Annotated in this window: 20 protein-coding genes; all 20 read left to right on the forward strand. The window is 43.1% G+C overall.

Translation table 11 applies throughout. The features are described from left to right. The first annotated feature begins 4 nt into the window (after window positions 1-4). Window positions 5-4,039, forward strand: a complete 4,035-nt coding sequence (locus tag NST45_RS29120) for an Ig-like domain-containing protein (RefSeq protein WP_076212563.1) — start codon at window positions 5-7, stop codon at window positions 4,037-4,039. Between the two features lie 215 nt (window positions 4,040-4,254). After that, a complete protein-coding gene (locus NST45_RS29125; protein ID WP_081383173.1) occupies window positions 4,255-6,987 on the forward strand; it encodes a stalk domain-containing protein in 2,733 nt (910 codons plus the stop codon). Window positions 6,988-7,044: 57 nt separating this feature from the next. Beyond that, window positions 7,045-8,205, forward strand: a complete 1,161-nt coding sequence (locus NST45_RS29130) for a sensor histidine kinase (protein WP_036681511.1) — start codon at window positions 7,045-7,047, stop codon at window positions 8,203-8,205. 4 nt (window positions 8,206-8,209) lie between these two features. Beyond that, complete coding sequence (locus tag NST45_RS29135) at window positions 8,210-8,932, forward strand: response regulator transcription factor (protein ID WP_036681509.1); 723 nt, start codon at window positions 8,210-8,212, stop codon at window positions 8,930-8,932. A gap of 135 nt (window positions 8,933-9,067) precedes the next feature. Then, window positions 9,068-9,511, forward strand: a complete 444-nt coding sequence (locus tag NST45_RS29140) for a glycosyltransferase family A protein (RefSeq protein ID WP_076123908.1) — start codon at window positions 9,068-9,070, stop codon at window positions 9,509-9,511. Between the two features lie 138 nt (window positions 9,512-9,649). After that, window positions 9,650-11,662: a helicase-related protein gene (locus NST45_RS29145; protein WP_076212560.1), complete on the forward strand. Its 2,013-nt coding sequence runs from the start codon at window positions 9,650-9,652 to the stop codon at window positions 11,660-11,662. Beyond that, window positions 11,659-12,513: a ComF family protein gene (locus NST45_RS29150; RefSeq protein WP_249267653.1), complete on the forward strand. Its 855-nt coding sequence runs from the start codon at window positions 11,659-11,661 to the stop codon at window positions 12,511-12,513. Before NST45_RS29145 ends, NST45_RS29150 begins: the two co-directional genes overlap by 4 nt. 166 nt (window positions 12,514-12,679) lie before the next feature. Then, window positions 12,680-13,090 (forward strand): TIGR03826 family flagellar region protein, encoded by a 411-nt coding sequence (locus NST45_RS29155; protein WP_038574933.1) that lies wholly within the window; start codon window positions 12,680-12,682, stop codon window positions 13,088-13,090. Between the two features lie 103 nt (window positions 13,091-13,193). Then, window positions 13,194-13,481 (forward strand): flagellar biosynthesis anti-sigma factor FlgM, encoded by a 288-nt coding sequence (gene flgM, locus NST45_RS29160; protein WP_036678454.1) that lies wholly within the window; start codon window positions 13,194-13,196, stop codon window positions 13,479-13,481. A gap of 12 nt (window positions 13,482-13,493) precedes the next feature. Continuing rightward, the gene (locus tag NST45_RS29165; protein WP_036678457.1) at window positions 13,494-13,994 is read left to right on the forward strand and encodes a flagellar protein FlgN; all 501 of its coding nucleotides are present in this window, start codon (window positions 13,494-13,496) and stop codon (window positions 13,992-13,994) included. 54 nt (window positions 13,995-14,048) lie between these two features. Continuing rightward, on the forward strand, window positions 14,049-15,632 hold the full coding sequence (gene flgK / locus NST45_RS29170; RefSeq protein ID WP_076106998.1) for a flagellar hook-associated protein FlgK: 1,584 nt from the start codon (window positions 14,049-14,051) through the stop codon (window positions 15,630-15,632). 15 nt (window positions 15,633-15,647) lie between these two features. Continuing rightward, window positions 15,648-16,565 (forward strand): flagellar hook-associated protein FlgL, encoded by a 918-nt coding sequence (gene flgL, locus NST45_RS29175; RefSeq protein WP_076107000.1) that lies wholly within the window; start codon window positions 15,648-15,650, stop codon window positions 16,563-16,565. 15 nt (window positions 16,566-16,580) lie between these two features. Continuing rightward, window positions 16,581-17,147: a DUF6470 family protein gene (locus NST45_RS29180; protein WP_076107002.1), complete on the forward strand. Its 567-nt coding sequence runs from the start codon at window positions 16,581-16,583 to the stop codon at window positions 17,145-17,147. A 201-nt stretch (window positions 17,148-17,348) separates the two neighbouring features. Then, entirely contained in the window at window positions 17,349-17,795 is a 447-nt protein-coding gene (gene fliW, locus NST45_RS29185) for a flagellar assembly protein FliW (protein ID WP_076273697.1), read from the forward strand. 1 nt (window position 17,796) lies between these two features. Next, window positions 17,797-18,036, forward strand: coding sequence for a carbon storage regulator CsrA (gene csrA, locus NST45_RS29190; RefSeq protein ID WP_076107006.1), 240 nt, complete (start codon window positions 17,797-17,799; stop codon window positions 18,034-18,036). A 211-nt stretch (window positions 18,037-18,247) separates the two neighbouring features. Then, complete coding sequence (gene hag / locus NST45_RS29195) at window positions 18,248-19,144, forward strand: flagellin Hag (RefSeq protein WP_076273698.1); 897 nt, start codon at window positions 18,248-18,250, stop codon at window positions 19,142-19,144. Window positions 19,145-19,376: 232 nt separating this feature from the next. After that, a complete protein-coding gene (hag, locus tag NST45_RS29200; RefSeq protein ID WP_339824397.1) occupies window positions 19,377-20,273 on the forward strand; it encodes a flagellin Hag in 897 nt (298 codons plus the stop codon). A 126-nt stretch (window positions 20,274-20,399) separates the two neighbouring features. Next, the gene (locus NST45_RS29205; protein ID WP_339824399.1) at window positions 20,400-22,277 is read left to right on the forward strand and encodes a glycosyltransferase family 2 protein; all 1,878 of its coding nucleotides are present in this window, start codon (window positions 20,400-20,402) and stop codon (window positions 22,275-22,277) included. A 79-nt stretch (window positions 22,278-22,356) separates the two neighbouring features. Beyond that, a complete protein-coding gene (locus NST45_RS29210) occupies window positions 22,357-22,749 on the forward strand; it encodes a flagellar protein FlaG (RefSeq protein WP_339824401.1) in 393 nt (130 codons plus the stop codon). 15 nt (window positions 22,750-22,764) lie between these two features. Continuing rightward, entirely contained in the window at window positions 22,765-24,267 is a 1,503-nt protein-coding gene (fliD, locus tag NST45_RS29215) for a flagellar filament capping protein FliD (RefSeq protein ID WP_339824403.1), read from the forward strand. The last annotated feature ends 65 nt before the right edge of the window (window positions 24,268-24,332 follow it).

The raw sequence follows: 24,332 nt of genomic DNA on the forward strand, positions 1-24,332 counted from the left end.
CGGAATGAAAAGAAAAATTTCAATATGGACGGCACTTATTCTAGCGGGAGAGTTAGTACTTGGTTCGGGTTATCCTGCTATTGGAATAGGGAATTCAGCAGTGTACGCTGCATCAGAGTTTGGTATAACAGTCTCGCCAGCGCCTGGAGCAAGTTATGTAAATATCGGATCATCTCTTAGACTGAGCTTTGATCGTCAAGTAAACCCGCAGTCAGGTGAAATTACTATTACGGGTCAAGGTGATAGCTCACCTTTTTTAACGATTCCTATTGGTAGTTATGGTCTAATTGGTAGTTCAAAAGATTACGAGCTTAAGCTAAATCAACAGTTTACTTCAAACAAGACTTATACAGTGACAATCCCTAAGGGGTTGTTCAAGGATAATGATGGTAATGAGTCAGGTATTACTTCATGGGCATTTACCACTGCGCCTGAGAGTAATACAGCGATTACGGCAGGTAACTTTTCACCTGCTAATAATACAAGAGTGGATGCAGGAGCCCTTAAGGAGCTAAGTCTAACCTTAAATAAAAACCTGTTAAAAGGTGGAGGTTCCATACGGATTTTGTCATCTGCAGATAATGCAACCGTACAAGAGTTCAAAATTAAGGATGATGATACTAGAGTCAACGTTCAGACTGATGCTAACTCTACTACAGTTAAACTAACATTGGATAAAACATTGGCCTCCGGAAGTAACTATTATGTTCTTATAGATTCTTATGCTTTTAAGGATGTTGATAATCGAACGTATTCCGGGATTTCAAGCGGTGAAGTGTGGAGCTTCTCTACTAAAGGTGTGGCAGAGATTCCAGTGACTCCTGCACCGGTAAACGGATCAGGTGGGGTATCTACCACTGGTGCCCTACAGCTTACATTTGATCGTCCTATGATGCCTGCAGCTGGAACCATAACAGTATCTCCAGGTGCTGCTAACGATGCTAGAACGAGATGGCTCAATGTAAACTCCCCGGCCGTTACAGGAGGAAGCAGCAGAACTATAACATTGCTTCCAGCATCAGCAGCATCACCCTTGCTAAACAGTACGCAGTATACGGTGACGATACCGCAGGGAGCTTTTTACGATCAAGACGGAAATGTATTTCCAGCTTCGGGTGCGTATACCTGGACATTTACAACGGCTTCTTTGACAGGACTTAACGTAAGCGCGCTAAATCCAGCTGACCGGAGTGAATCCATAGCTAACAACAGATCATTTTCTGTCACATTCAATCGTAATGTGAATTATAACAGTGCTGTGGAAAATGGTGTAGCGCTTTATAAAAGTGGTGGCGCACAGGTTCCGGTTACTGTTAACCGGAGTACAACTGCTGCAAACGAATATGTAATTACGCCTAAAACAGCTTTAGATAGCGACTCAACCTATTATATTGATATTGCTAAAGGAGCTTTTGTAGACGCTATTGATGCTAATGTTATCTATGATGGACTAAGCGGCAAAAATTCATGGAGCTTCCGGACCTTGTCTCAGGACAAAACAGCTCCACAGCTCACATCTGTATCACTCGAGAACAATCGGACCATTCGTTTAAAATACAATGAGAGTCTCAACTCTTCCATTGCACTGTTGATCTCCAGCTTTGGTGCTACGGTGAATGATGAGAACCGTACAATTGAAAGTGTCTATATCCAGGGAGACAGCGCCTATGTGGTACTCAGTACAGGGGTAGCGGTTGGACAGAACGTGAAGGTTAGCTATACAGGTGGCCTGCGGACCATTCAAGATCCAAGCGGAAATGCAGCCAGCACCTTTAGCTCAAAGCAGGTTACTAACACTATCGAGTCCTCCATGCCTACACCAAAAGATGGACGGATCACAGGTAGAACTGTAGCGTTGAATTTCAATGACTCCTTAAAGGCAGTTTCCTCTTACGCACATAGTCAGTTTCTAGTGACTTCAGATGGGGGATCCCTAGGGGTCAACTCCATAAGCTCCAGCGGGAACACTGTATATTTAGGGTTAAATAGCGATGCTTCTAATGGCCAGACCGTTCGTGTCTCCTATTATGCAGGCTCTTATCCTTTGCAGAATTCTTTTGGACAAAATATTGCGGATTTCACAGATTTCTACATTCGCAACAGCAACGATACAATTCCACCCGTGTTCCAAAGTGCAACCGGAGGTGGAAATAAAATCCTTCTGAATTACAATGAAGGCTTGTCAACGACAAACCTCCCGATGAACAGCCAGTTCTCTGTGCTTGTTGGCAGCACTCCTAACTATGTTACGAATGTATCAGTCAGTGGCTCACAGGTCACGCTAACGCTCCAGAGTGCTTTGACGGTGAATCAGAATGTTACTGTATCCTATGTTCCAGGGACTACCGGAATAAGCGATTTAAATGGAAACCGTGCAGCTTATATTAACCTGCAGCCTGTGTCCATCTCGGAAAATAGCGGCACTAGCATACCTGAGATTAGTTCTGCCACCATCAATGGCGATGAGCTTACGGTTACATTCAGTAAAAATATGCAGGCATCTGGTTCCCTCTACGCCAATCAGTTCGGAGTTAGAGCGGATGGAAGCAGTATGGGTGTACAAAACTACACTTTGTCAGGGGATATTTTAAAAATAACAACATCCTCAGTAGTAAAGACCGGGCAAACTATCGATTTGTCCTATATGTCAGGTTCAGGTACGATCAAGGATCTGAACGGTAATGTACTGTCCTCATTCTCTTCTCTCTCTGTTAAGAACCTAACCGGCGTGAGCACCGGAACGGGAAATCGTCCATCCTATCTAGGGACGCTTGCAACAAGTGAGTTTGGAAAAGAATACGCGCTGCTGAAGAGTGACTCTTCACAAATCGTGGATGACCGTTCGTTATACAATCAATCTGTAAAAAGATATACCTTAAACACAGATCGCCTGACGGCCAGTTATGAATATCTGTATAAGGCAAGTAGTGATACATTAGCTTTTGAGGTGCCTGCTACAGAACAATCGGCCTATGTGACTGTTCCTTTAAAGCCTTTGCTTGATGCTGTAAATCGCAGTAAAACCACAAAATTTATGATACGTTATGGCGATCACTTATATAGCGTAGGACTAGACGATATCGATATGAACGGATTAGCGACTAGCTTGATTGCAGACAGTAAAAATATCTCGCTGGTGTTCCGCTTAGAAAAGGTTCCGGCAGGTACGTTCTCCCCATTTGAGCAAAAGCTAAAAACTATGGGGATGCAGAGCGTTACTAGTCTTATGGATGTCCGGGTGACTGCGATAGTAAGCAGCAATTATTCTAATGCTAAGGCATTATCGGTACCTGGAGAATACACTGTGCGTACAACTTCTTCATTGAACAATGCGCAGACATCTGCTGCTAGACTGGATCTTTCCTATTACGATGCAGCTTATCTGCCAACAAAAGTAAGTACGGTAGGTAGCTATACGATTATTCGTGCTCGTACGGAGGGTAATCAGGTGTTAGGAACCTTTATATCAACCCGGGCCTTCTCAGATATGAGTAAGCATTGGAGTAATTCGATCGTAGCTGAGCTTAGTGCAAAGACTATCATCGATAGCAGTTACGGGACTACATTTAGTCCAGAAAAAAAGATTACCCGTGCAGAGTTTGCAGTAATGCTTAGCCGGGGACTTGGTTTGCTAGGCGATCGCGAGACCGCACAGCGCTTCCGGGATGTGCAGCCTTCCACACAAACTGGAGACTATATTGGTGCAGCAGCTAAGGCTGGTATTATTACAGGGAACACGGATGGCTCCTTCCGGCCTAACGATAATATCACTCGTGAGCAGATGGCAATCATGATGATTCGGGCAATGGAATACACCAAACATCCTATTACATTAAGCGGCACTTCTGCCTCAACACTGGCTCGCTTTAAGGATAAGTCCAAAATTCAGAATCAAAGTGCAGAATTCGTAGCTAAAGCTGTGCAATCGGGGATTATTTTGGGAATGACCACAAGTGAGTTCCAACCTCAGGGTAATGCCACTCGTGCACAAGCTGCTGTGATGTTGCATCGGATGCTGAAGCAAACAGATTATTTGTAGAATAAATTGATTGGTAAAGCCTGGCATTCTGCTGGGCTTTTTTTTATGTTAATAGTTTGTGCTACGAGACTCTATAAAGCTTGAAATCTCTCAATTTCGCAACTTTTTCGCTTATTTTCAGTCTATTAAAAGAGTACTAGAAAAATAGGAACCAGTTTCCAGACTTTTGATAACGGACTTGAAGAGTAAAAAAGAGATGGGAGAGTTACGTCGAAATGAATGAAGTTTTCATGGAGAAGAAGAGTAGAGAAGTTGTTCGGGGAATAAAATTATCATCTACTAAAAAATGGGTTGCCGCTTCATTAGCAGGTGTGTTGTGGATTATGCCGGTAATTGGCAGTGAAGGCTTAGCAATGTTTGGTCATAGTTCCACACCAATTGCTGCCGCAGCCACATCTAATTTTAAAGTAAGCAAGCTGGGAGAAGAAGTAATTACTTCGGGCGCCATTATGATGAAATACAAATATACGGCTACACGTTCAGGAGCGAGTGCTTCTGGCTTGGCGGATGTTATTCGCGTTGACCTCAACAATCCATATGTTTCATTAGATGTTATGACAGGTAAAGGTGGAAACCTGACAACACGTCAAAGTACTGGCGGGATGGCTAAGGAAACTGGAGCCGTGGCTGCAGTAAACGGAGATTATTTTAATACAGGCGGGGAAGGCGCTCCGATTGGTGGACAAGTATCCAGTGGAGTATTGGTATCCACCCCTTCGCAATTGGATGGAATGTATGCCTTTGCAGTGACTAAGGACCGCAAGCCTCTTATTGATGAGTTCAGCTTTGAAGGAATGGTAACCGCACCTGACGGCGCACAGTTTGAGATATCCGGTATCAATAAAGGTGCTTATAGTCCTGAAGGTGGAAGCTCTACTTATAGCCATGCTAATGCAATGTACATCTATACGGATGTATGGACCGCACTCGATCGTCCCAAAAACAGCTCAACCACACCGACAGAGGTGCTCGTTGAGAACGGCGTAGTTACTCAAATATCTGAAAATGCTGCGCTTCCTACAGCGGTTCCAAAGGGAGCTTATATTTTGCGGGCCCATGGCTTAGCCGCACGGTATGTTACTGCCCATCTGACTGTAGGACAACCGGTAACAAGTGTGTACTCCCTGAAATCCAAGACTACGCAGCAATCGCTAGATCCTGCTAATCTGCAAACAATGATTGGTGGACATACGATTCTTGTAAATAACGGAAAAGCTGCAACGTTCTCTCGCTCGACTAGCAGCATTGGCGGTTATCGTGCACGTACGGCTTTAGGATACTCTCAGGATGGACGTTATGTTTATATTATAGCTACTGAAAAAAATGGCAACAGCTCAGGAATGTCATTGACCGAGCTGCAATCTTTTATGACCAATATTGGAGTCTGGAAAGGGCTTAACTTAGACGGAGGCGGCTCTACAACGATGGTAGACCGGCCTCTTGGTGAAAGCTCAGCCACACTAACCTTTAATACAGAGTATGGCACAGAGCAGCGCAGCATTGTTAACGCGCTTGGTGTTTATACTAACGCACCACAAGGTGAAGTAAAAGGAATTAAAATTAGCGGAAGCACTTCGCTATTAGTTGGACAAAAGGCTACTTATTCGTTAAAAGGTTATGACACTTACTATAACCCTATAGATGTAGCAGCAGGCAATCCTACTTGGACATCAAGCGGAGGAAGCGCAACTGTAAGTGCAGGAGAAGTAACGGCAGTGAAGCCAGGCACCGTTACCTTAACGGCTAAAAGCGGCGTAGCAAGCGCTTCTACAACCCTTACAGTCTTGGGTGGAGATGATCTATCCAGCATGAGTGTAGGCACTGCTACAGCGCCACTGACAGCTGGGACAACTGTATCTGTCCCTGTAAAGGCCTCTACGAAGAGTGGAGCAACCATAAGCGTTCCAGATTCAGCGCTGAAGTGGGAGTTTGTAGGCTTTAAGGGAGTCGTGCAAAATGGCAAGCTTACTGTAAACTCTGTGGATGCAGGGGTTACTACAGGTTACGCTATTGCTCGTTATGATGGATTTAGCACAGCGGTTGTATTATCGACAGCAGCAGCTACAACATGGGAAGATTTCGAGAAGGTAAGTTATCCAGTCAACTTTACTACCAATGTGCCAGCGGTGCAGGGGACTGCAACGATAGTAGACGGATCGGCTGAAAGAGTAGGCTCCAAGGTGCTGTCACTCAGTTATGATATGACGGCTGGCAGCGGTAAAATGTACGCTTATGCTCAACTTAACGGCACAAGTGGAAAAGCCGTTCCAGCGCTTGCAACTTCGATGTCAGTTGATGTGATGGGCGATATGAGCTTAAATTGGCTGCGTGCTGAGTTTGTAGACAATAGTGGAGCTACAGCCTATGTAGATCTTGCGAAGATTATCGATTGGAACGGTTGGAAGAACATAAACATCGACTTGTCAGGATCAGGGATTAAATTCCCGGCTACGCTGAAGAGACTTTATGTAGTCAACGTAGAGGAAGGCCAAGATGAACGGGCGAAGACAGGTACCGTTGCTTTTGATAATATCACCTTCACAATGCCTTCACTTTCCAGTGATGCAGGGTTACCAAAGGGTACAGCTTCGATGAGCATCGGCTCCAAAGCAATGACCGTAAACGGAAATAAGAAGGCTATTGATGTAGCTCCAATTGTGAAAGACGGCAGTACTTATGTGCCGATCCGTTATGTGCTGGATGCTTTTGGAGGGAATGCTACCTGGGATCAGGTGAATAAGAAGATCATGGTGTTGCGCGGAGCCAAGGCACTGGATCTGACGGTAAATAAAAAGGAATACCTGTTAAATGGTAAGCGACAAAGTGCTGAAGTAGCACCTATTATTTTACAGGGTAGGACTTTAGTACCTCTGAGACTGGTTTCTGAACAGTTAGGATTAACTGTAAAATGGGAACAGAAAACGAAGACCGTAACTATCGAATCGTGATATGTTAATATATAAGGAAAACCTTAATACGATCCGATAGAAAAGGGGCAAGCATCCGTGGAATTTCAAGCCGATGCGATTGATCGCGTTATTAAAAATACCATCGACGTGATGGAGAGCAGCAAGTATCAGATTTTTGAAATATTGCAGGTTGCACGTGATGAACTTGCTGCACTCAACAAGGAACTGCAGCGGGTCATGGACGAAACGGATGAAACGTTGAAAAAGGTAGACAAGCTGGAGTTACAGTATCACCGCTCCAGAATCCGGCTGACAGAGGTCAGCCGGGACTTTGTCCGCTACTCAGAGAAGGATATCCGTATTGCTTATGAGAAGGCTACAGAGCTTCAGCTCGAACTCATGATGACGCGTGAGCGAGAGGTCTATCTTCGAAGCAGACGTGATGAATTACAAATGCGAGTGCGCAGTGTCGAAAATTCTGTAGAGCGTGCAGAGTCAATTGGTTCGCAAATGAGCGTAGTGCTCGAATATTTGTCGGGAGAACTAGGCCAAGTGACGAGAATTGTCGAATCGGCGAAGAACAGACAGATGATCGGACTCAAAATTATCCTGGCTCAAGAAGAAGAACGGAAGAGAATTGCCCGGGAAATTCATGATGGTCCCGCTCAAATGCTGGCAAATCTAGTCCTTAGGACGGAAATTGTAGAAAGAATGCTGGTAAAGCAGGAATTTGGGCTGGTGCAGGACGAAGTAGTAGATTTAAAAGGGCAGGTTCGTAACAGCCTGGAAGAAATGCGTAAGGTTATTTTTAATTTACGACCGATGGCTCTCGATGATTTGGGCTTGATTCCGACTTTGCGGAAATATGTGCATGATTTTGAAGAAAAGACGAAACTGCGGACGACTCTGGAAACCCGGGGACAGGAACACCGACTATCTTCAGCGATGGAGGCGGCGGTATATCGTCTGGTTCAGGAAGCATTGTCTAATGCAGCAAAACATGCCTACCCAAGCTTCGTATTGGTGGAGATTACATACCAAGCGCAGTTAATTAAGATTGTGATTAAAGATAACGGATTAGGCTTTAATGTACAAAAGTTAAAAAATCAGCAAGGTAATCGGGAAAGCTTCGGGCTAGTAGGTATGCGGGAACGTGTAGAGCTGCTTGAAGGAAGAATGGAAATTGTATCAGCCGAGAATCAGGGGACAACAATCGTGATCCATATTCCGACGAATGTGGAGAAGGGGAAGGAGTAGTGTGATGGAGAACTTAAACTCTAGTAAAACGCCCATTAAGGTTCTTTTGGCGGATGATCATCAGCTTTTTCGTGAAGGGCTGAAACGCATTTTGAATATGGAGGAGGATATCGAGGTCATAGGGGAGTGCGGCGACGGTATTCAGGTATTAGAGTTTTGTAACGGGACTAAACCGGACATCGTATTGATGGACATCAATATGCCTGTTGAGAATGGCGTAGAAGCCACTCAAAAACTTCGGGAAATGTTCCCGGAGGTTAAGGTAATTATTTTATCCATTCATGATGATGAGAGTTATGTATTTGAGACCCTTCGTAAGGGCGCCAATGGTTATTTATTGAAGGATATGGAGGCCGAATCCCTTATTAATGCCATTCGTTCGGTCTGTGAAGGACATGCCTTTATCCATCCAAAGGTTACTGGAAAGCTTATCAATCAATTGCGGCGTATGACTTACCTTAACGAGACTGGTGTAACTACAGATACAGTGGTGAAGGAAGCTGGTGTCAAATTTATTGCTGGCGACAACAATCCTCTGACCCGTCGTGAAGCAGAAGTGCTGCGTCTAATGGCTGAAGGTAAGAGCAACAAAATGATTGGTGAATATTTATTCATTAGTGAAAAAACAGTTAAAAACCATGTTAGCAGTATTTTGCAAAAAATGGAAGTGGATGATCGGACTCAAGCCGTTATTAATTCGATTAAATATGGCTGGGTAACCTTGTAGAAGCTTCACGGTAATACGTTACATATAGGAAAGAAATTAAGTAGACACAGCTTGCTTCCCTGATGGGTGTTCTAGGCAGTCACCGACCTTTTAATGCCGGCATATAGTGTTGGTATACAGAGGAGGTGCATCTCCATGGTAGCCCAGTTGATATGGATTGCGGTTGTTTATGTATCCGCTGCAGTGATGATTCATATGTTGCATAACCGGCAGAAGGTGCGTAAAACACCGCAGTCCGGAAAATGGATTCATTATATTTTTATTACCCGCAATCATGAATCTGTTGTGGAATGGTACATTCGGGCACTGACATTTCAAGCTCTTCTAACCGGAAAACGATTGCGAGTAACGTTCATGGATGATGGTTCGAGCGATGGAACACTTGGGATAGTTTCCAAAATGGCCGCTAGCGGCTGTTCTATCGATCTTGCAACATCTATGTACTCTCTTCAGATGAGTGAAGAATTGCAGCATGAAGGAATTGTAGTAGACTTGCGGCTGTCAGGGCAGTCTGTATCGCTGCCTTTTATGGGGATGGCAGGAAGTAGGGGATGCGAATCAAAGCGCAACAGATCTTAAGTAAATATGTAAGTAACGGGTGAAGCACACTCTCCAAGAACTGGGGGAGTGTGCTTTTTGCGTTTGGGGAGACGGAGTCGTGAATTTGGGATCAAATATGGAGTTGCTAAGTACAAGCGAGAGGTAGGAGGGATTATTATGCAAGTCGCTGTATATGCTTTGGAATGCAAGGGGAGCTGGAGGGTTGAAATTTCATTAGATCTTAGCGTGGATAGATGGTGGTGGTCTGTAGCTAGACCGGAGAAGAAAGCTGGGAGTTCCTTAGCGGCGAATAGTTTGGTTCTGCTTTCTTCTGCGTTGCCGCTAGGTTGGGCTGTGAAGCTCCGGGACAACTTTAAACAAAGAAGCGTAATGGGCACCTGGGGGATTAAGGAGTGGGGGCAATATATTAATAGTATGCTTGAGGCTGAGTTGAGAGAGGAGAAAGAGGCAGGGGGACTGTGGGAGGCACAGTGGTTAAATGATGGAATATTCATATGGAATCCTAATGAATCAAGTTTCGGAATAGATCAGGACAATAAGAAGAATGAAAGATACGATTGGTGTGAAAAAGAGGATTTTGAATCTGGATTACTAGAATCGGATTCAGAACAATTATTGCGGGCTGTGGCCGGGCGCTCTTTATTGGAGCCGGAAGTAGAAGCGCTGCTGGCAGAAGAATTGCCAGAGCTAGGGGGTTGCTGGCGCCAGGCGGCACAACTGGCGCATCTGCAGGGGCGGCTGATGCTTACAGCCGCCGTAGGCAGTGCGACCCCGGCTGCGCACGGGGCGCGAGCCCGCCAGCTCCCTGCGGGTGCTGGCGTTATGATGCGTGCGGCGGCTAGGCTGCCGCACGCATTGCGGCGCGGCGCTGTCGCTCGCCGCGCGGTTTCGCGCTGCCTGCGTTGCGGCAGCGTGCCCACCGGCCGCACGGCATGCGCCGCGTGCGGGCTTATGGGCTGCGCCTATTGCGAGGCCTGCCTCGCGCTTGGGCGCAGCCGGGCTTGTGCGCTGCTGCTGCGCAGCGCAGCACTTCCGGCCGTGCGGTGCACGGCCGCCCTTGACCCCGCCGCGGCCGCAGGCCGGTGGGGGCTGAGCCCAGCGCAGGCGGGAGCCGCTGGCGCTGCGCTGGGTTTTCTGGCGGAGGCGCGCAAGCGCTCCGCCAGTACCTGCCCAGAGCGGTTTCTGCTCTGGGCGGTAACGGGAGCGGGGAAGACGGAGATGATCTTCCCGCTCCTAGAGGCTGTGCTCGCCGCCGGAGGGCGGGCGCTGGTAGCGACGCCGCGCCGCGACGTCGTACTTGAGCTCGCGCCGCGGCTCGCCCGGGCTTTTCCGGCGGAGGACATCGCCGTACTTTATGGCGGCAGCGCAGATCGCTGGGTGAGCGGTCGCTTAACGCTCGCTACCACCCATCAGCTCCTGCGCTTCCATCAAGGTTTTGATCTCGTAATCATTGACGAGCTGGATGCGTTTCCCTACCACAATGATCCTATGTTGGCCTATGCCGCTGAACAAGCCTGTAAAGTGGACGGCTCTTTCATTTATTTATCAGCTACGCCACCACAAGAAATGCAGCGTTTGGTCCGGTTAGGCAAGCTTCCACATGCCAGAGTGCCTGTCCGCTTCCATGGTCATCCCTTGCCTATCCCGCAGCATTTGAGTATGCCCTCTGTTCTAACCTTTCTGAAGCGTGGAAGTTTGCCAAGATCGCTTATACAGAATCTTCAAAAGTCACTGGAGCGAAAAGCACAAATTTTTCTGTTTGTGTCTCGCATAGCTCATATCGAAGGCTTGCTGATCCTACTTCGTCGTAGCTTTCCTGGCGTGGTTATCGAAGGCACCTCGTCCAAGGATTCATTTCGGGCAGAGAAGGTGACTGCTTTTCGCAACCGTATCATCTCTTTGTTAGTAACTACTACGATCCTGGAACGGGGAGTTACCGTGCCACGCAGTGATGTGTTTATTTTGGATGCAGACAGTGGTCTTTTTGACGAAGCCTCTTTGGTTCAGATGGCAGGCCGTGCTGGTCGTTCTAAAGACGATCCTGACGGGCATGTTGTATTTGCCTCCCCTCAGTGGAGCCGATCCCAGCGTGGAGCGATTGCTCAGATTCGTACTATGAATATCATCGCTCGCCGCCAAGGATATATTCGTAAAGGTGGGGCTATATGAATACCAAGCTTACAGGGTTACGAAAATCTCTGTCTTTCCTCCTTACCCCCTCCGTGCCTCAATGTCTAACCTGCGGGAAGTACAGCCCACAGTCCTCACAGTTGCCTGGTATCTGTAAGAATTGTGCGGAATCCATTCCTTGGATACGCATTCCGCGTTGTTTGATATGTGGGCGGCATGTAGGCTGTCCAGACTGTACTCGCAGCGCTGAGCCCTCACCCATTGTATGTAACCGGAGTGCGGTAGCCTACACTAATGAGATGAGAGAATGGCTCGGTCAATATAAATATCGCGGGAATGAACGATATGCCCCTCTGCTTGGTCTCATGCTGGATAGGGCATATTTAACCCTAAAGGAGGAGAAGCAACAGGGGGCTCTTTCATCCCAGAAGGCATCGTTTTTTCATCTTATTCAACATAAAAGGTACAAAAAAAACAGCCTTTGGTCAGCTGATTTATTAGTTCCGGTACCTGTCAGTGATTCAAGGCTTCTAGACCGGGGGTTCAATCAAGCGGAAAGATTGGCCGATGTTCTATCTCATCATAGGAAGATTCCTCAGCTACCGCTACTAATTCGTACGCATCATACGGTTAAGCAGAGCTTTAAAGGACGTGCGGAGAGACTGGCAGATATGAAGAATGCTTTTGGAGCGAATCCGGCAGTCTCCACACCATTTAAGGATTGGCTGAAAGATAACTCACCTATAAGCCGTCCTATTCGAATTATTATTGTTGATGATATCTATACAACGGGAAGCACGATTCGTGCTTGTGCCGGAATTCTAAAACAAATGGTTTCAAACTATGATTATGCTGCAGAAATCTATAGCCTAACCTGGGCGCGTTCCTAAAGCGAAAATGCATGATTGTGAACAGCTATATCTATTTCATTAAGGATTAGTTGCGGTTGGTAGCGTTTCTTCTGTCCCATAGACGAATTCCTTGCAATCATGTAATCTAGGAGCATAAGAATATTATGCATTGCACAGAATGTACGGAGAGGAGCGGCTGCTTGTTATGAATCTAGACAATTGTCCAAGGTGCGGCCGGTTGTTTGTCAAGAATCTTATGGGGTTGTGCCAGGCCTGTATCAAAGAGCTGGAGCATGAATATGAGATCTGCGTGAATTATTTACGGGAAAACAAAGGAACCAACATTCAGGAGCTCTCCGATGCTACGGGGATTTCTATTAAAGAGATTACCCGCTTTATTCGAGAAGGCCGGATTTCTATAGCTAATGCACCCAATATGATGTACCCTTGCGAAGTGTGTGGTACACTGATTCGGGATGGCCATATGTGTGACAGCTGTCGTAGCCGGCTCAGGAAAGATCTCACGAATGCTGTCAAGGAAAATTCTGCTGAGGATACTACTAAAAAGACATCTGATGGTGCATATCGTGCCATAGATAAGCTGCGTGACCTATAAAATCTGCAAAAAAACGTTTGCAGCTATAAAGAATGTTTCAGTCTACGCCGATAAACTTAGTAAAGATTATCGGCTTTTTTATATTAGAAGGAAGGTGGAAGTTATGAAAATTAACGAGACCGGACGAATTAACGCGATTAATCCGTATCAACGCAGCGCGGAAGCGCAAAGGCAGGAACAAATGAAGAAAAGCACACGCAAGGATGAGGTTTCGATCTCTGATGAAGCGATTCAACTCTTGCAAGCACAAAACACTGGCAAGAATGATCCAGAACGCGCACTTAAGATCGACAATCTAAAGCAGCAGGTCTCCGCAGGTACCTATCAAGTTGATGCATCTAAGCTAGCAGAGAAACTCGCCCCTTACTTTAAGCAATCCTCCGAGAATTAGGTGAAAACATCCATGGCATTGACGACATTAATAGAACTATTGGAGCGGCTAGATGGAGTGCATGTTCAAATGCTGGATCTGGCCGCTGAGAAGAAACAGACAATTATGGATAACAAGGTGGATGCGTTAATCGACATCCTTAATCGTGAATCCAAGCTAATGAAGGTAATTGGGCAGCTCGAGGAAGAGCGAATATTAGCCGCATATACCGTTTTGCAAGGTGTGGGTATTCGTTCCAACCTGAACCTGAACCTAACGGAGCTGTCCAGGCTTATATTTGACCCTGAAGACAAGGCACGACTGCTGCATATTCAGCAGAAGCTTTCGGGTACTTTGCATCGCCTGAAAGAAGCCAATGACCTAAATCAGAAGCTGATAGAGCAGTCGCTTACATTTATAGATTATTCTTTGGATCTGTTGGTCGGAAGACCAAATCAGGATATTACTTATCATCGTCCGTCCGACAAAGGCAACAACGTAAATCGGTCGGGGATTTTTGATGCACGAGGTTAGAATTGTACTGATGAAGTGTTCTGCCAGAGCAGAACATAAGGAGGAGTAAGAAGCATGACATCCACATTTCACTCGATAGAGACGGCGAGACGCAGCCTTTTTACTCAGACCGCAGCTCTTAATACAACTGGACACAATATCGCTAATGCGAATACCGAAGGTTATACTCGTCAACGTGTTAATATGCAAGCCTCTTTACCTATTGAAGCGTACGGATTGTTAAAATCTACCGTTCCAGGTCAAATGGGTACAGGGGTGGAATTCTCATCTATCGATCGGATTCGAGAAATGTTTCTGGATGATCAGTACCGTGGTGAGAACGCTGCTTTCGGCAACTGGAGTCTTCAAGCGGATACGCTCTCTAAGCTGGAAGCTATCGTTAATGAGCCATCGGATACAGGCATTCGTACAGTTTTGGATAACTTCTGGAAATCGTGGTCGGATCTAAGTAAGAACCCTGAAGATCCAACAGCCCGTAAGATTGTAGTGCAAACTGCACAATCTTTGACGGATGCTATGAACTATATGAGCACGCAACTGAATAATCTGGAGCGGGATCTAACCACTAATATAGATGTTAAGGCAAAAGAAGCTCAGGGTTATCTGACCGCTATCGCAGATCTAAATAAATCGATCTATAAGATTGAGGGTATGGGGGATCATGCAAACGATCTACGTGATCAACGCGATCTGATGGCGGACAAGCTCTCCAAGATTGCTAATATTACTGTTGTAGAGACGGAAGCAGGTTATAACATTTCTTTGGGTGGACAACCTCTCGTAGAGGGTGGAGAAGTAACTGCAACCGTAGATGGCGCGTTTCTTAATAATGCTTATGCCTCCGGAACTTTGAAGGGCGGCGAGGCTTACGGAATGATTTTTTCCAATAATACCTATGTTGCCGATTACAAGAAACAGCTCAATGATTTGGCGAGCACTATTGCTACAGGTGACGTTGAAATTACAGTGCCAGCTGGCTCCAATCTTCCTGAGGGCACAGTGTTGACTAGTGATGCCAAGATTACACAAGCTGACGGTACCGTAGTTACTTTGACCGCTGGTCAGGCCATGCCTAAGGGCGCAACAATGTATGAGGACGCCAAGACCATTGTCAAAGGGTTAAACGGACTTCACAAGTTAGGTTACGCGATGGATGGAAGCGTCGGACGCGATTTCTTTGTAACATCAGGTGAGGCTGGAACGATCAAACTGAATCCGGAAATTGCAGCTGACGTAAATCTATTTGCAACTTCGCTTCGTACAACTGTTGATGCGAATGGAAATACGCAAGTCGTTAAAGGAAATAACACCTTGGCGCTTCTATTGACGAACCTGAAGGATAGTAAATTTACTAAGCCAGACGGTAGTGTGAGCAACACTGTTGGTGGGCTTTTCAGCTCTATGGTTGGTCAACTTGGTATTCAATCCCAAGAGGCTGCACGTCAGACGGATAACTCAGATTATCTCGTAGAGCAAGTTAACTCCCGTCGTCAATCAGTCAGCGGTGTATCCCTAGATGAAGAAATGTCGAATATGCTAGTATTCCAGCATGCTTATAGTGCCGCAGCGCGTTTTATGACTACTTTTGATGAACTGCTCGACAAATTGATCAATTCCACCGGCACAGTCGGCAGATAAAAGGAGATATAGCGTATGTTGAGAGTAACCTCTAACATGATGAATTCACAGCTTCTGCTTAACCTAAATCGCAATGCACGTACGATGAACGATACACAGTTACAGCTTTCCAGCGGACGCAAGATCAATAAGCCTTCCGATGATCCGGTAGGAATCACGTATTCCCTGCGCTACCGTGCAGAGCTTTCTTCTAACGAACAATATACTAAGAATGTAGATAGCGCTCTTTCGTGGCTAGATTATAATGATACAGTTCTAGGACAGGCCGGAGATGTTGTTCAAAAGATTCGCGAACTGTCCGTACAAGCAGCGACAGGGACTAATCCGCAGTCCGCGCTTGATAGTATTAATGAAGAAGTGATGCAGCTAAAAGAGCAGCTTGTGGATATCGCTAACAGTACACTGAACGGTAAATATATATTTAATGGTGAGCAATACTCCACCAAACCTTATGATTTTGCTAAAGGTGCAGATGGTACCTATGATGTGTCTAAGCCGGTTACTACGGATCCTGGGCAGATTCAATTTATTGTCGGTGAAGGTGTACGTATGCCGATTAGTATGACCGGTAATGATGTATTCGGTAATACGGGAGATTCAGATAATCTGTATACAATCATTAATAGTATTTCTGCGGGATTAAAGGCTGGTGATCTTGGAGCCATATCGGGTCAATTAGATAACATCGACACGCGTATGGAAACCATCTTGACGGCCCGTTCTGAAATTGGTGCCAAAACCAATCGAGTGGAACTCATGCAGGAGCGCTTAAGTGACTTGAATGTCAATCTGACGGATCTGCAAGCTAAGACAGAGGATGCGGATTACGAGGGATTGATTATGCAGTCGAAAATCCAAGAGAATATATACAATGCCTCTTTGTCAGTAGGTGCAAAGATTATATCTACAACTTTGGTGGATTTTATAAGATAACGGAGGTGCTTCTCGTTGCTGCAGCCGATATTGCAAATTCGTCAGACTCCCGCAGTTATTGGTATTGATGCAGACTTGGGTGCTTTTTCTATTACTCAACCTAAAGCGGAAGTTAATATATCTACAACAGCGGGGAAATGGGATATCCAAACGTTTAAACCTGAGCTTTCTATTGATCAATCTCGAGCTTGGGCGGCATATAATGGTGGTAATATGCTCGAAATGAACAAACGAATTTATTCTGGTATCCAGCAACTATATCTTCAAGGAATCGCAAGGAAAGTAGAACAGGGTAATCAAATGGCAGAATTTTTTAAACCTGGTAACTCAATTGCTGAAGTGTATGGTACTGATACTGAACCCAACTCGTTTCCTGAAATGCGTGGTCCGGCATCCTTTGACAATGTCGATGTGCGTGTGAAAACTAGAGCGCCTCAAATCGAATTTTCGCCTAGCAAGGTAAATATTCAGGTAAACATTCATCGTCCGGAAATAGAATATACTCGTGGTAAACTGGATATCTATATGCAGCAATATGCATCTTTGAGATTTATTCCTCCAGAAGTGGATGCTCAGATGTAATATGAGATGCCGTAGCAACTTGGACAGACCGTCTTTGGAAGACGGTCTGTTGTCTTTACTATAATAGAATTTTTTGAAAAAGTTAGTTTTTTCATGCTAGGTCGGTGAAAGAATATTGCTATAAGAAATGCTAACAGAGCAATTGAGATTAAACTGTTCGTCTTCGGGGGAAGTTGATTTTTGTTAAAGGAGTGGGTAATTTTGATTATAGAAACACTGTCTTGGGGTAAACTTGAAGTAACTGAAGAACAGGTATATCATTTCAATAAAGGAATCCCCGGTTTTGATGAAGAAACTGATTTTGCATTGATTGCTATGGAAGATACTCCTTTCTGGTATTTGCAATCTATGAAAGAAAAGAAATTATCATTTTTGCTTGGAGATCCCTTTGCCTTTTATCCATCTTACGAATTTGAACTACCTGATGATGAGACTGAGGAACTGGAAATCCAATCTGATATTATTGTTCGTTGTATTATTACATTGAAGGATCAAGTTGATAAGTCTACTATTAATTTATTGGCCCCAATTGTGCTTAATCCTGGTAATCGAAAGGGCAAGCAGGTCGTTCTTCATAAATCATCCTATCTCACCAAGCATACCTTATTATCAGAGAAATCTGTTGAAGATGGAAAGGGTGGAGACTAATATGCTTGTACTTTCTCGTAAAAAAGGAGAGTCTATCATCATTCAAGATCAAATTGAGCTGACTATCTTAAGTGTAGAAGGAGATACAGTAAGGGTAGGTATCTCCGCACCTAAGCATGTGGATATTTTTCGGAAAGAGATATATCTGTCCATTCAGGAAGCTAACCGGGAATCTGCTGCCCCTGTCCAATCTGATTTGAACGCATTGATGGATCGGTTACGTAAAGCCAATAGTCACTAATATGTGATCGAGTATACCTGAGCTGCAAATTGCAGACTCAGGTTTTTTGATTTGTGAGAAATAAGTTCGAAAAAAATTAAATTACTCTAAACTATAGGTGGCTTCAAGTCGATATAAGTTGTAGATGTTGAACGGGTAGGGCGGCCGACCTTAAGGGTTCAACATTACCACAAGGATGTGGATTAACTTATTTTCAGGGAGGAAATTTATTATGATTATCAATCACAATATTGCAGCAATGAACACTCACCGTCAACTAGGTGTAAATACTGCCAACACAAACAAATCCGTTGAGAAACTATCTTCCGGTTTGCGTATTAACCGTGCAGGCGATGACGCTGCAGGCTTGGCGATTTCCGAAAAAATGCGCGGTCAAATTCGCGGTTTGGATATGGCTACTAAGAATGCACAAGATGGAATCTCATTAATTCAAACAGCAGAAGGCGCCTTGAATGAGACTCATAGCATTCTGCAACGTATGCGTGAATTGGCAGTTCAATCTGCGAATGATACTAACACAGCTTCTGACCGTGGTGAGCTACAAAAAGAAGTAAATGAGTTGGCAAAAGAAATCACTCGTATTTCTAATACGACTGAGTTTAATACGAAGAAATTGTTGGATGGTTCTGCTAGTACTGGTGGTGCAGGTGCCGATGGAAAGGATCTTACATTCCATATCGGAGCTAACAAAGGTCAAAATATTACCTTGAATATCAATGCTATGGATGCTGCTACACTAAAAGTAGCTGGTGGTGGAGCAAGTAACGCAGCGACTTCATCGACAGTAGATGCATTAGCAAGTGATGGTATTGATATTTCTACACAAACAGCTGCAGATGCTGCAATTACTGTTATCAATACTGCAATCGAAACTGTATCAGGCGAACGTTCCAAATTAGGAGCGTACCAAAACCGCTTAGATCACACAATTAATAACTTGGGAACGACTTCCGAGAACTTGTCTGCAGCTGAATCCCGTATTCGTGATGTAGACATGGCAAAAGAAATGATGAACCAAACGAAGAACAACATCCTTGCACAAGCAGCGCAAGCGATGTTGGCTCAAGCTAATCAACAACCACAAGCTGTGCTTCAATTGCTTCGTTAATATTTGAATTGAAGGGAAGGGCTTTATATAAGCTCTTCCCTTTTTTTGAAATGTGACTCTTCAAAATATTAGATTCCATTAAATTATAGGAAAATATTTCAATCACTATAAACTATGTAATATCATGTGTCGATATTAGTAGTAGGGTTGTTTCTGAAGGGCGGCCGACCTTGAGGAAACAATATCACCACAAGGATGTGGAATCATTTAATTTCAGGGAGGAAATAAGATTATGATTATCAATCACAATATTGCAGCAATGAACACTCACCGTCAGCTAGGTGTAAATACCGCCAACACAAACAAATCCGTTGAGAAACTATCTTCCGGTTTGCGTATCAACCGTGCAGGTGACGATGCTGCAGGTTTGGCGATTTCCGAAAAAATGCGTGGTCAAATTCGCGGTTTGGATATGGCTACTAAAAACGCACAAGATGGAATTTCTTTGATTCAAACGGCTGAAGGCGCACTGAATGAAACCCACAGCATTCTACAACGTATGCGTGAATTGGCTGTTCAGTCTGCAAATGATACTAATACCGCTTCAGACCGTGGCGAACTTCAAAAAGAAGTAAATGAACTGGCAAAAGAAATTACTCGAATTTCTAATACAACTGAATTTAACACCAAAAAATTGCTAGACGGTTCTGCAGCTACAGGTTCAGGTGTGACAAGTGCTGCCGATCTTACATTCCATATTGGTGCTAATAAAGGCCAAAATATTAGTTTGTCTATTAAGGCAATGGATGCTACGACTCTTAAGGTAAGTGGAGCATCAGGAGCCAATAGCTCAGCAGTCGCTGGTAATGGAGCAACTACAGTAGATGGTATTGATATCTCTACACAAACAGCTGCAGATGCTGCAATCACTGTTATCAACACCGCAATCGAGACTGTTTCTGGCGAACGTTCTAAATTGGGCGCATACCAAAACCGTTTGGATCACACAATTAATAACTTAGGAACAACTTCTGAGAATTTATCAGCAGCTGAATCTCGTATTCGTGACGTAGACATGGCTAAAGAAATGATGAATCAAACTAAGAACAATATTCTTGCCCAAGCCGCTCAAGCGATGTTGGCTCAAGCTAATCAACAACCTCAAGCAGTTCTTCAATTGCTTCGTTAATAGTAGTCAGAATAATAGAAAAAAGGGACTCCATAGGGGGTCCCTTTTTTCTATTATTCTAATGTTTGATTATGACAAGGCCGATATATAAGATAACAGAATTTACGAGTTTGAGAGGATAATAATATGGATAAGACAATTACTTTATGCATGATTGTAAAAAATGAAGAAAAATATTTGAAAAGATGTCTTGAGAGTGTAAAAGATAAAGTTTCCGAGATCGTAATTGTTGATACCGGGTCAACGGATGGAACTCTATTAATAGCAGAAGAATATACTACGAAGATTCATCATTTTAAATGGGTTGATGATTTTGCAGCTGCTCGGAATGAATCATTAAAATATGCTACTTCAGATTATATTTTGGTACTAGATGCAGACGAGTACCTGGAGTCAGATGCAGATTTGCAGAAAGATATAAAGCCTGATTATGACTATTTTTTATTGAAAATATATAATGATGTTTCCTATGGCAGGGCATTTACACATACTGCGGTACGACTCTTTGCTAACAATAGAGGATTACACTACAATAACCGTCTACATGAACATTTAAACATATTGGATGCTAAAACGAATTATAAAAGCCAATATGGAGAAGTAATTATTCATCATACTGGATACACTGATGAAATTATGCAAGAGAAGGAAAAAACAAAACGGAATTTACCCCTTATGTTACAAGAAGTTGAGGAAAACCCTGGAGCCTACAACCTATATAATATGGGGAAAACTTATTTATCTATTAATGAAAATGCAAAAGCAATTGAATATTTTCAAAGAGCTTATCCACTAAGCTCTGGACGTATGTTTTTACCTGAGCTTATTACTAAACTGTGTTATTGCTTAGGTGAACTCAATCAATATGACGATAGTTTGAGAATTTTAAATGATGCAGTGAAAGTATATCCGCTTGAGACGGATATGCGCTATATGCAAGGTAGAATATTCATGGATGCAGGATACATCAAGGATGCTGAAATAACTCTTAAATCATGCTTAGAGTTCGGTGGTGACCTGGGTGTGAGTGTTACAGAAGGAACCGGGGGATATATGACCCGATTTGTATTAGCAGAACTATATGAAGACCAAAATCAACTAGACGAAAGTTATAAATATATAGTAGAGGTTCTTCAGGAGAAAAAGACTTTTGCGCCTGGATTAAGTAAATACTTCGAGATTGTGACTAAATCAAATATACCACTAGACGATGTGTACCAGAATATTATACAGCTGTATAATATATCTAATATTAATGATTTACAGCTTTTACTAGATGTTCTGTATGGGTTACGACATCCTTTATTGAATAGATTCATATCAGTGTATAGCATTTCTGCTCAATCGAATGTTGCAGCATCGGCAATGCAATATGGTAAGAAATATATTGAAGCTAAAGATATGTGGTTGAGCATGGAAGATATACAGCAAGAAAATGCAGTAGACATTCTTTTATTATCGTTTGTATTAGATAATGAGGAATTATTTAATCTGGCTAAGCCTCTTCTAAACTTTAGTGAAAAGGAAGAAAAACTCTTTAGAAAAATAATAAGAAAAGAAGCGATTTCATCTAATAAAATGACTTCTTATATAGAAAAAATTCTCGGGGATATCGCCTCTCATTTACTTAAACTTCAGGAATATGAGTGTTTGCAGACCCTATTAGAATACATTGCGAAGACTTCTTTGAAGAGTAAAATTAATAGCTACAGTCTCTTGATATCTTATGGCTTCAATGAGGTTGCTATTGATCTTTTTGTTAAGCTATTTGAAAATAATCCTAATAATGTGGAGATTATACGATTATTAGGCGATTTGTGTCTTTCCTGCAACTATATGGAGGACGCCCAGCTTTTTTATTCCAAACTTTTAGAGTTAGCGCCAGATTACGGTTCTTATGAAAGATGTTATAGATTATATGAAAAAATGAACGATCGTGTTGGCATGTCTAGAACGATAGATAGCATTAAGATTAAATTTCCTAGATCTTTGTGGGTGATCTAAATTCTCATATTGATGTACTCTTAATATTTTGAATATTTAACCGATAAAAATAATATAAATATGCATCGGAGGTTGTTCTATGAATCTGCAATTTTCCTTGACCAGTAACAAATATGAGAATTCTGTTATTGATCAGCGCCAGGTTAGTGAACGTAATATTCAAAACCAGGATACTAGATTAGTAAACGCAGTGAAGAATGGAGAGAAACTATCTGTGCTGGAGAAGCAGGGGGTTCAGATTCCGGTAGGACAAGAGCAATTGATACGTAATATAGATAGGGCTGTTAAAGCGCTGGAGGGACCCTCTACATCCTTAGAAATCAGTGTTCATGAAAAAACACATGCTATTATGGTGAAGGTAATTAACAAGGAAACAGGTCAACTTATACGTGAGATACCTCCAGAAAAAACGCTGGATTTAGTGGCCAAGATGATGGAGATCGCTGGGATATTAGTAGATGAAAAAGTATAAAAAGGAGGTTTAAAGATGCGGGTTTTTGGATTTGGATCCGGTATGGATATTGATTCAATTGTTAAGGAGATTATGACGGCCAAAAGGGCTCCGCTGGATAAGCTTAAACAGCAAAAGCAAACCTTTGAATGGCAAAGAGAAAGTTATCGTGAAGTAAATAGCAAACTGGTAGATTTCAAAATAAATAAATTAGCCAAATATAATAAGGGCGAAGAGATGAATCCTCAAAAGGCAGTATTAACTGGAAATAGTACTGCTATCAGTGCGAAGGCGAATGCAGATGCAACACCTGTTCCTATGGAGATGTATGTAGAACAGCTTTCTACGCGTACTACGATCACTACTACAGGTATAACAGGTAGTTATGCCAACGGATATAAATCAAGTACTCTGTTAAGTGCTTTGCCAGGAGGGACAAGTAATGCCGATGCACAAGGGAATTATACATTAACAATTGGTGATGCTGAATTTATCTTTAACAAGGATTATTCAATAACTCAGGTATTATCGAGAATTAATGCTGATGCAGGTGAAAAAAAGGCGAATGTAGTTGCGAGTTTTGATGAACTGACAGGCAAATTAATTCTCTCTGCAAAAGAATATGGTGACAAACAGATTGGTGCTGTAGGTGGGAATTTATTGAGTTTGTTCAATGCAGCACCTACGGATACATTAAGTATAACTGATGGGAAAACAGGAATTATACATGTTAAATCTGAAGGCGAAGCTTCCTTTCAGAAAGTGGAATTCAATGGTAATAAAACTATTATTAACGGAATAAGCATCTCGCTTCTAAGTACTTCAACAGAAGCGACTTCATCTAAAATATCAGTTCAGGTGGAGCCTGCCAAAGCAATAGAATCAATTAAATCATTTATAAATGACTATAATGAGTTAATTGAATTGATGAATAAAAAAACTAGTGAGAAAACTTATAGGGACTTCCCTCCTCTAACGGATGAACAAAGAAAAGAAATGTCAGAGGATGATATCAAAAACTGGGATGCAAAGGCTAAAAGTGGTCTTCTTAAAAACGATACAATTCTGGCGGCAACGGTTGCAAATATGCGTGAGATTATTTATGCAAATTTGGGTGACCTTAGTAAAATGGGAATTGATACTGGTCAGTATTTCGAAGGTGGTAAATTAGTTCTTAAAAGTGAGGATGACCTAAATAAAATATTGGAGAACAATCCTACCTTTGTTACTCAGTTATTTCAAGGTTCGGGTGAGCAAAAAGGTATATTCTCACAAATTTCCACTAAAATTGATGGACAGCTTCAAAAACTAGTTGACAAAGTCGGTACATCTAAATTTTCTACGAGTGTTACAGATGTGTTTAAAACAAATAGTATTATGGGAGATATGTTAAAAAATTATAATAAACGGATAGATGATATGACTCAACGTATGAACGATTTAGAAACAAGATACTATAAACAGTATGCTGCCATGGAACAAGCAATGAGTAAGTACAATGCACAATCAACAAGCTTGACTAATTTTATATCAGGGTAATATAACCGATGCAATCTATTATTAATTAAACTGGGCAGACCTGATGTTAGCAGGACGATGTTATC

Source organism: Paenibacillus sp. FSL R7-0163 (assembly GCF_037969975.1).
GTDB lineage: Bacteria > Bacillota > Bacilli > Paenibacillales > Paenibacillaceae > Paenibacillus_AQ > Paenibacillus_AQ odorifer.

Bases quoted from the DNA above. Each gene is read 5' to 3' on its own strand.
- NST45_RS29120 (WP_076212563.1), top strand. From the start codon at position 5: ATGAAAAGAAAAATTTCAATATGGACGGCACTTATTCTAGCGGGAGAG.
- NST45_RS29125 (WP_081383173.1), top strand. From the start codon at position 4,255: ATGAATGAAGTTTTCATGGAGAAGAAGAGTAGAGAAGTTGTTCGGGGA.
- NST45_RS29135 (WP_036681509.1), top strand. From the start codon at position 8,210: ATGGAGAACTTAAACTCTAGTAAAACGCCCATTAAGGTTCTTTTGGCG.
- NST45_RS29140 (WP_076123908.1), top strand. From the start codon at position 9,068: ATGGTAGCCCAGTTGATATGGATTGCGGTTGTTTATGTATCCGCTGCA.
- NST45_RS29145 (WP_076212560.1), top strand. From the start codon at position 9,650: ATGCAAGTCGCTGTATATGCTTTGGAATGCAAGGGGAGCTGGAGGGTT.
- NST45_RS29150 (WP_249267653.1), top strand. From the start codon at position 11,659: ATGAATACCAAGCTTACAGGGTTACGAAAATCTCTGTCTTTCCTCCTT.
- NST45_RS29155 (WP_038574933.1), top strand. From the start codon at position 12,680: ATGAATCTAGACAATTGTCCAAGGTGCGGCCGGTTGTTTGTCAAGAAT.
- flgM (WP_036678454.1), top strand. From the start codon at position 13,194: ATGAAAATTAACGAGACCGGACGAATTAACGCGATTAATCCGTATCAA.
- NST45_RS29165 (WP_036678457.1), top strand. From the start codon at position 13,494: ATGGCATTGACGACATTAATAGAACTATTGGAGCGGCTAGATGGAGTG.
- flgK (WP_076106998.1), top strand. From the start codon at position 14,049: ATGACATCCACATTTCACTCGATAGAGACGGCGAGACGCAGCCTTTTT.
- flgL (WP_076107000.1), top strand. From the start codon at position 15,648: ATGTTGAGAGTAACCTCTAACATGATGAATTCACAGCTTCTGCTTAAC.
- csrA (WP_076107006.1), top strand. From the start codon at position 17,797: ATGCTTGTACTTTCTCGTAAAAAAGGAGAGTCTATCATCATTCAAGAT.
- hag (WP_076273698.1), top strand. From the start codon at position 18,248: ATGATTATCAATCACAATATTGCAGCAATGAACACTCACCGTCAACTA.
- hag (WP_339824397.1), top strand. From the start codon at position 19,377: ATGATTATCAATCACAATATTGCAGCAATGAACACTCACCGTCAGCTA.
- NST45_RS29205 (WP_339824399.1), top strand. From the start codon at position 20,400: ATGGATAAGACAATTACTTTATGCATGATTGTAAAAAATGAAGAAAAA.
- NST45_RS29210 (WP_339824401.1), top strand. From the start codon at position 22,357: ATGAATCTGCAATTTTCCTTGACCAGTAACAAATATGAGAATTCTGTT.
- fliD (WP_339824403.1), top strand. From the start codon at position 22,765: ATGCGGGTTTTTGGATTTGGATCCGGTATGGATATTGATTCAATTGTT.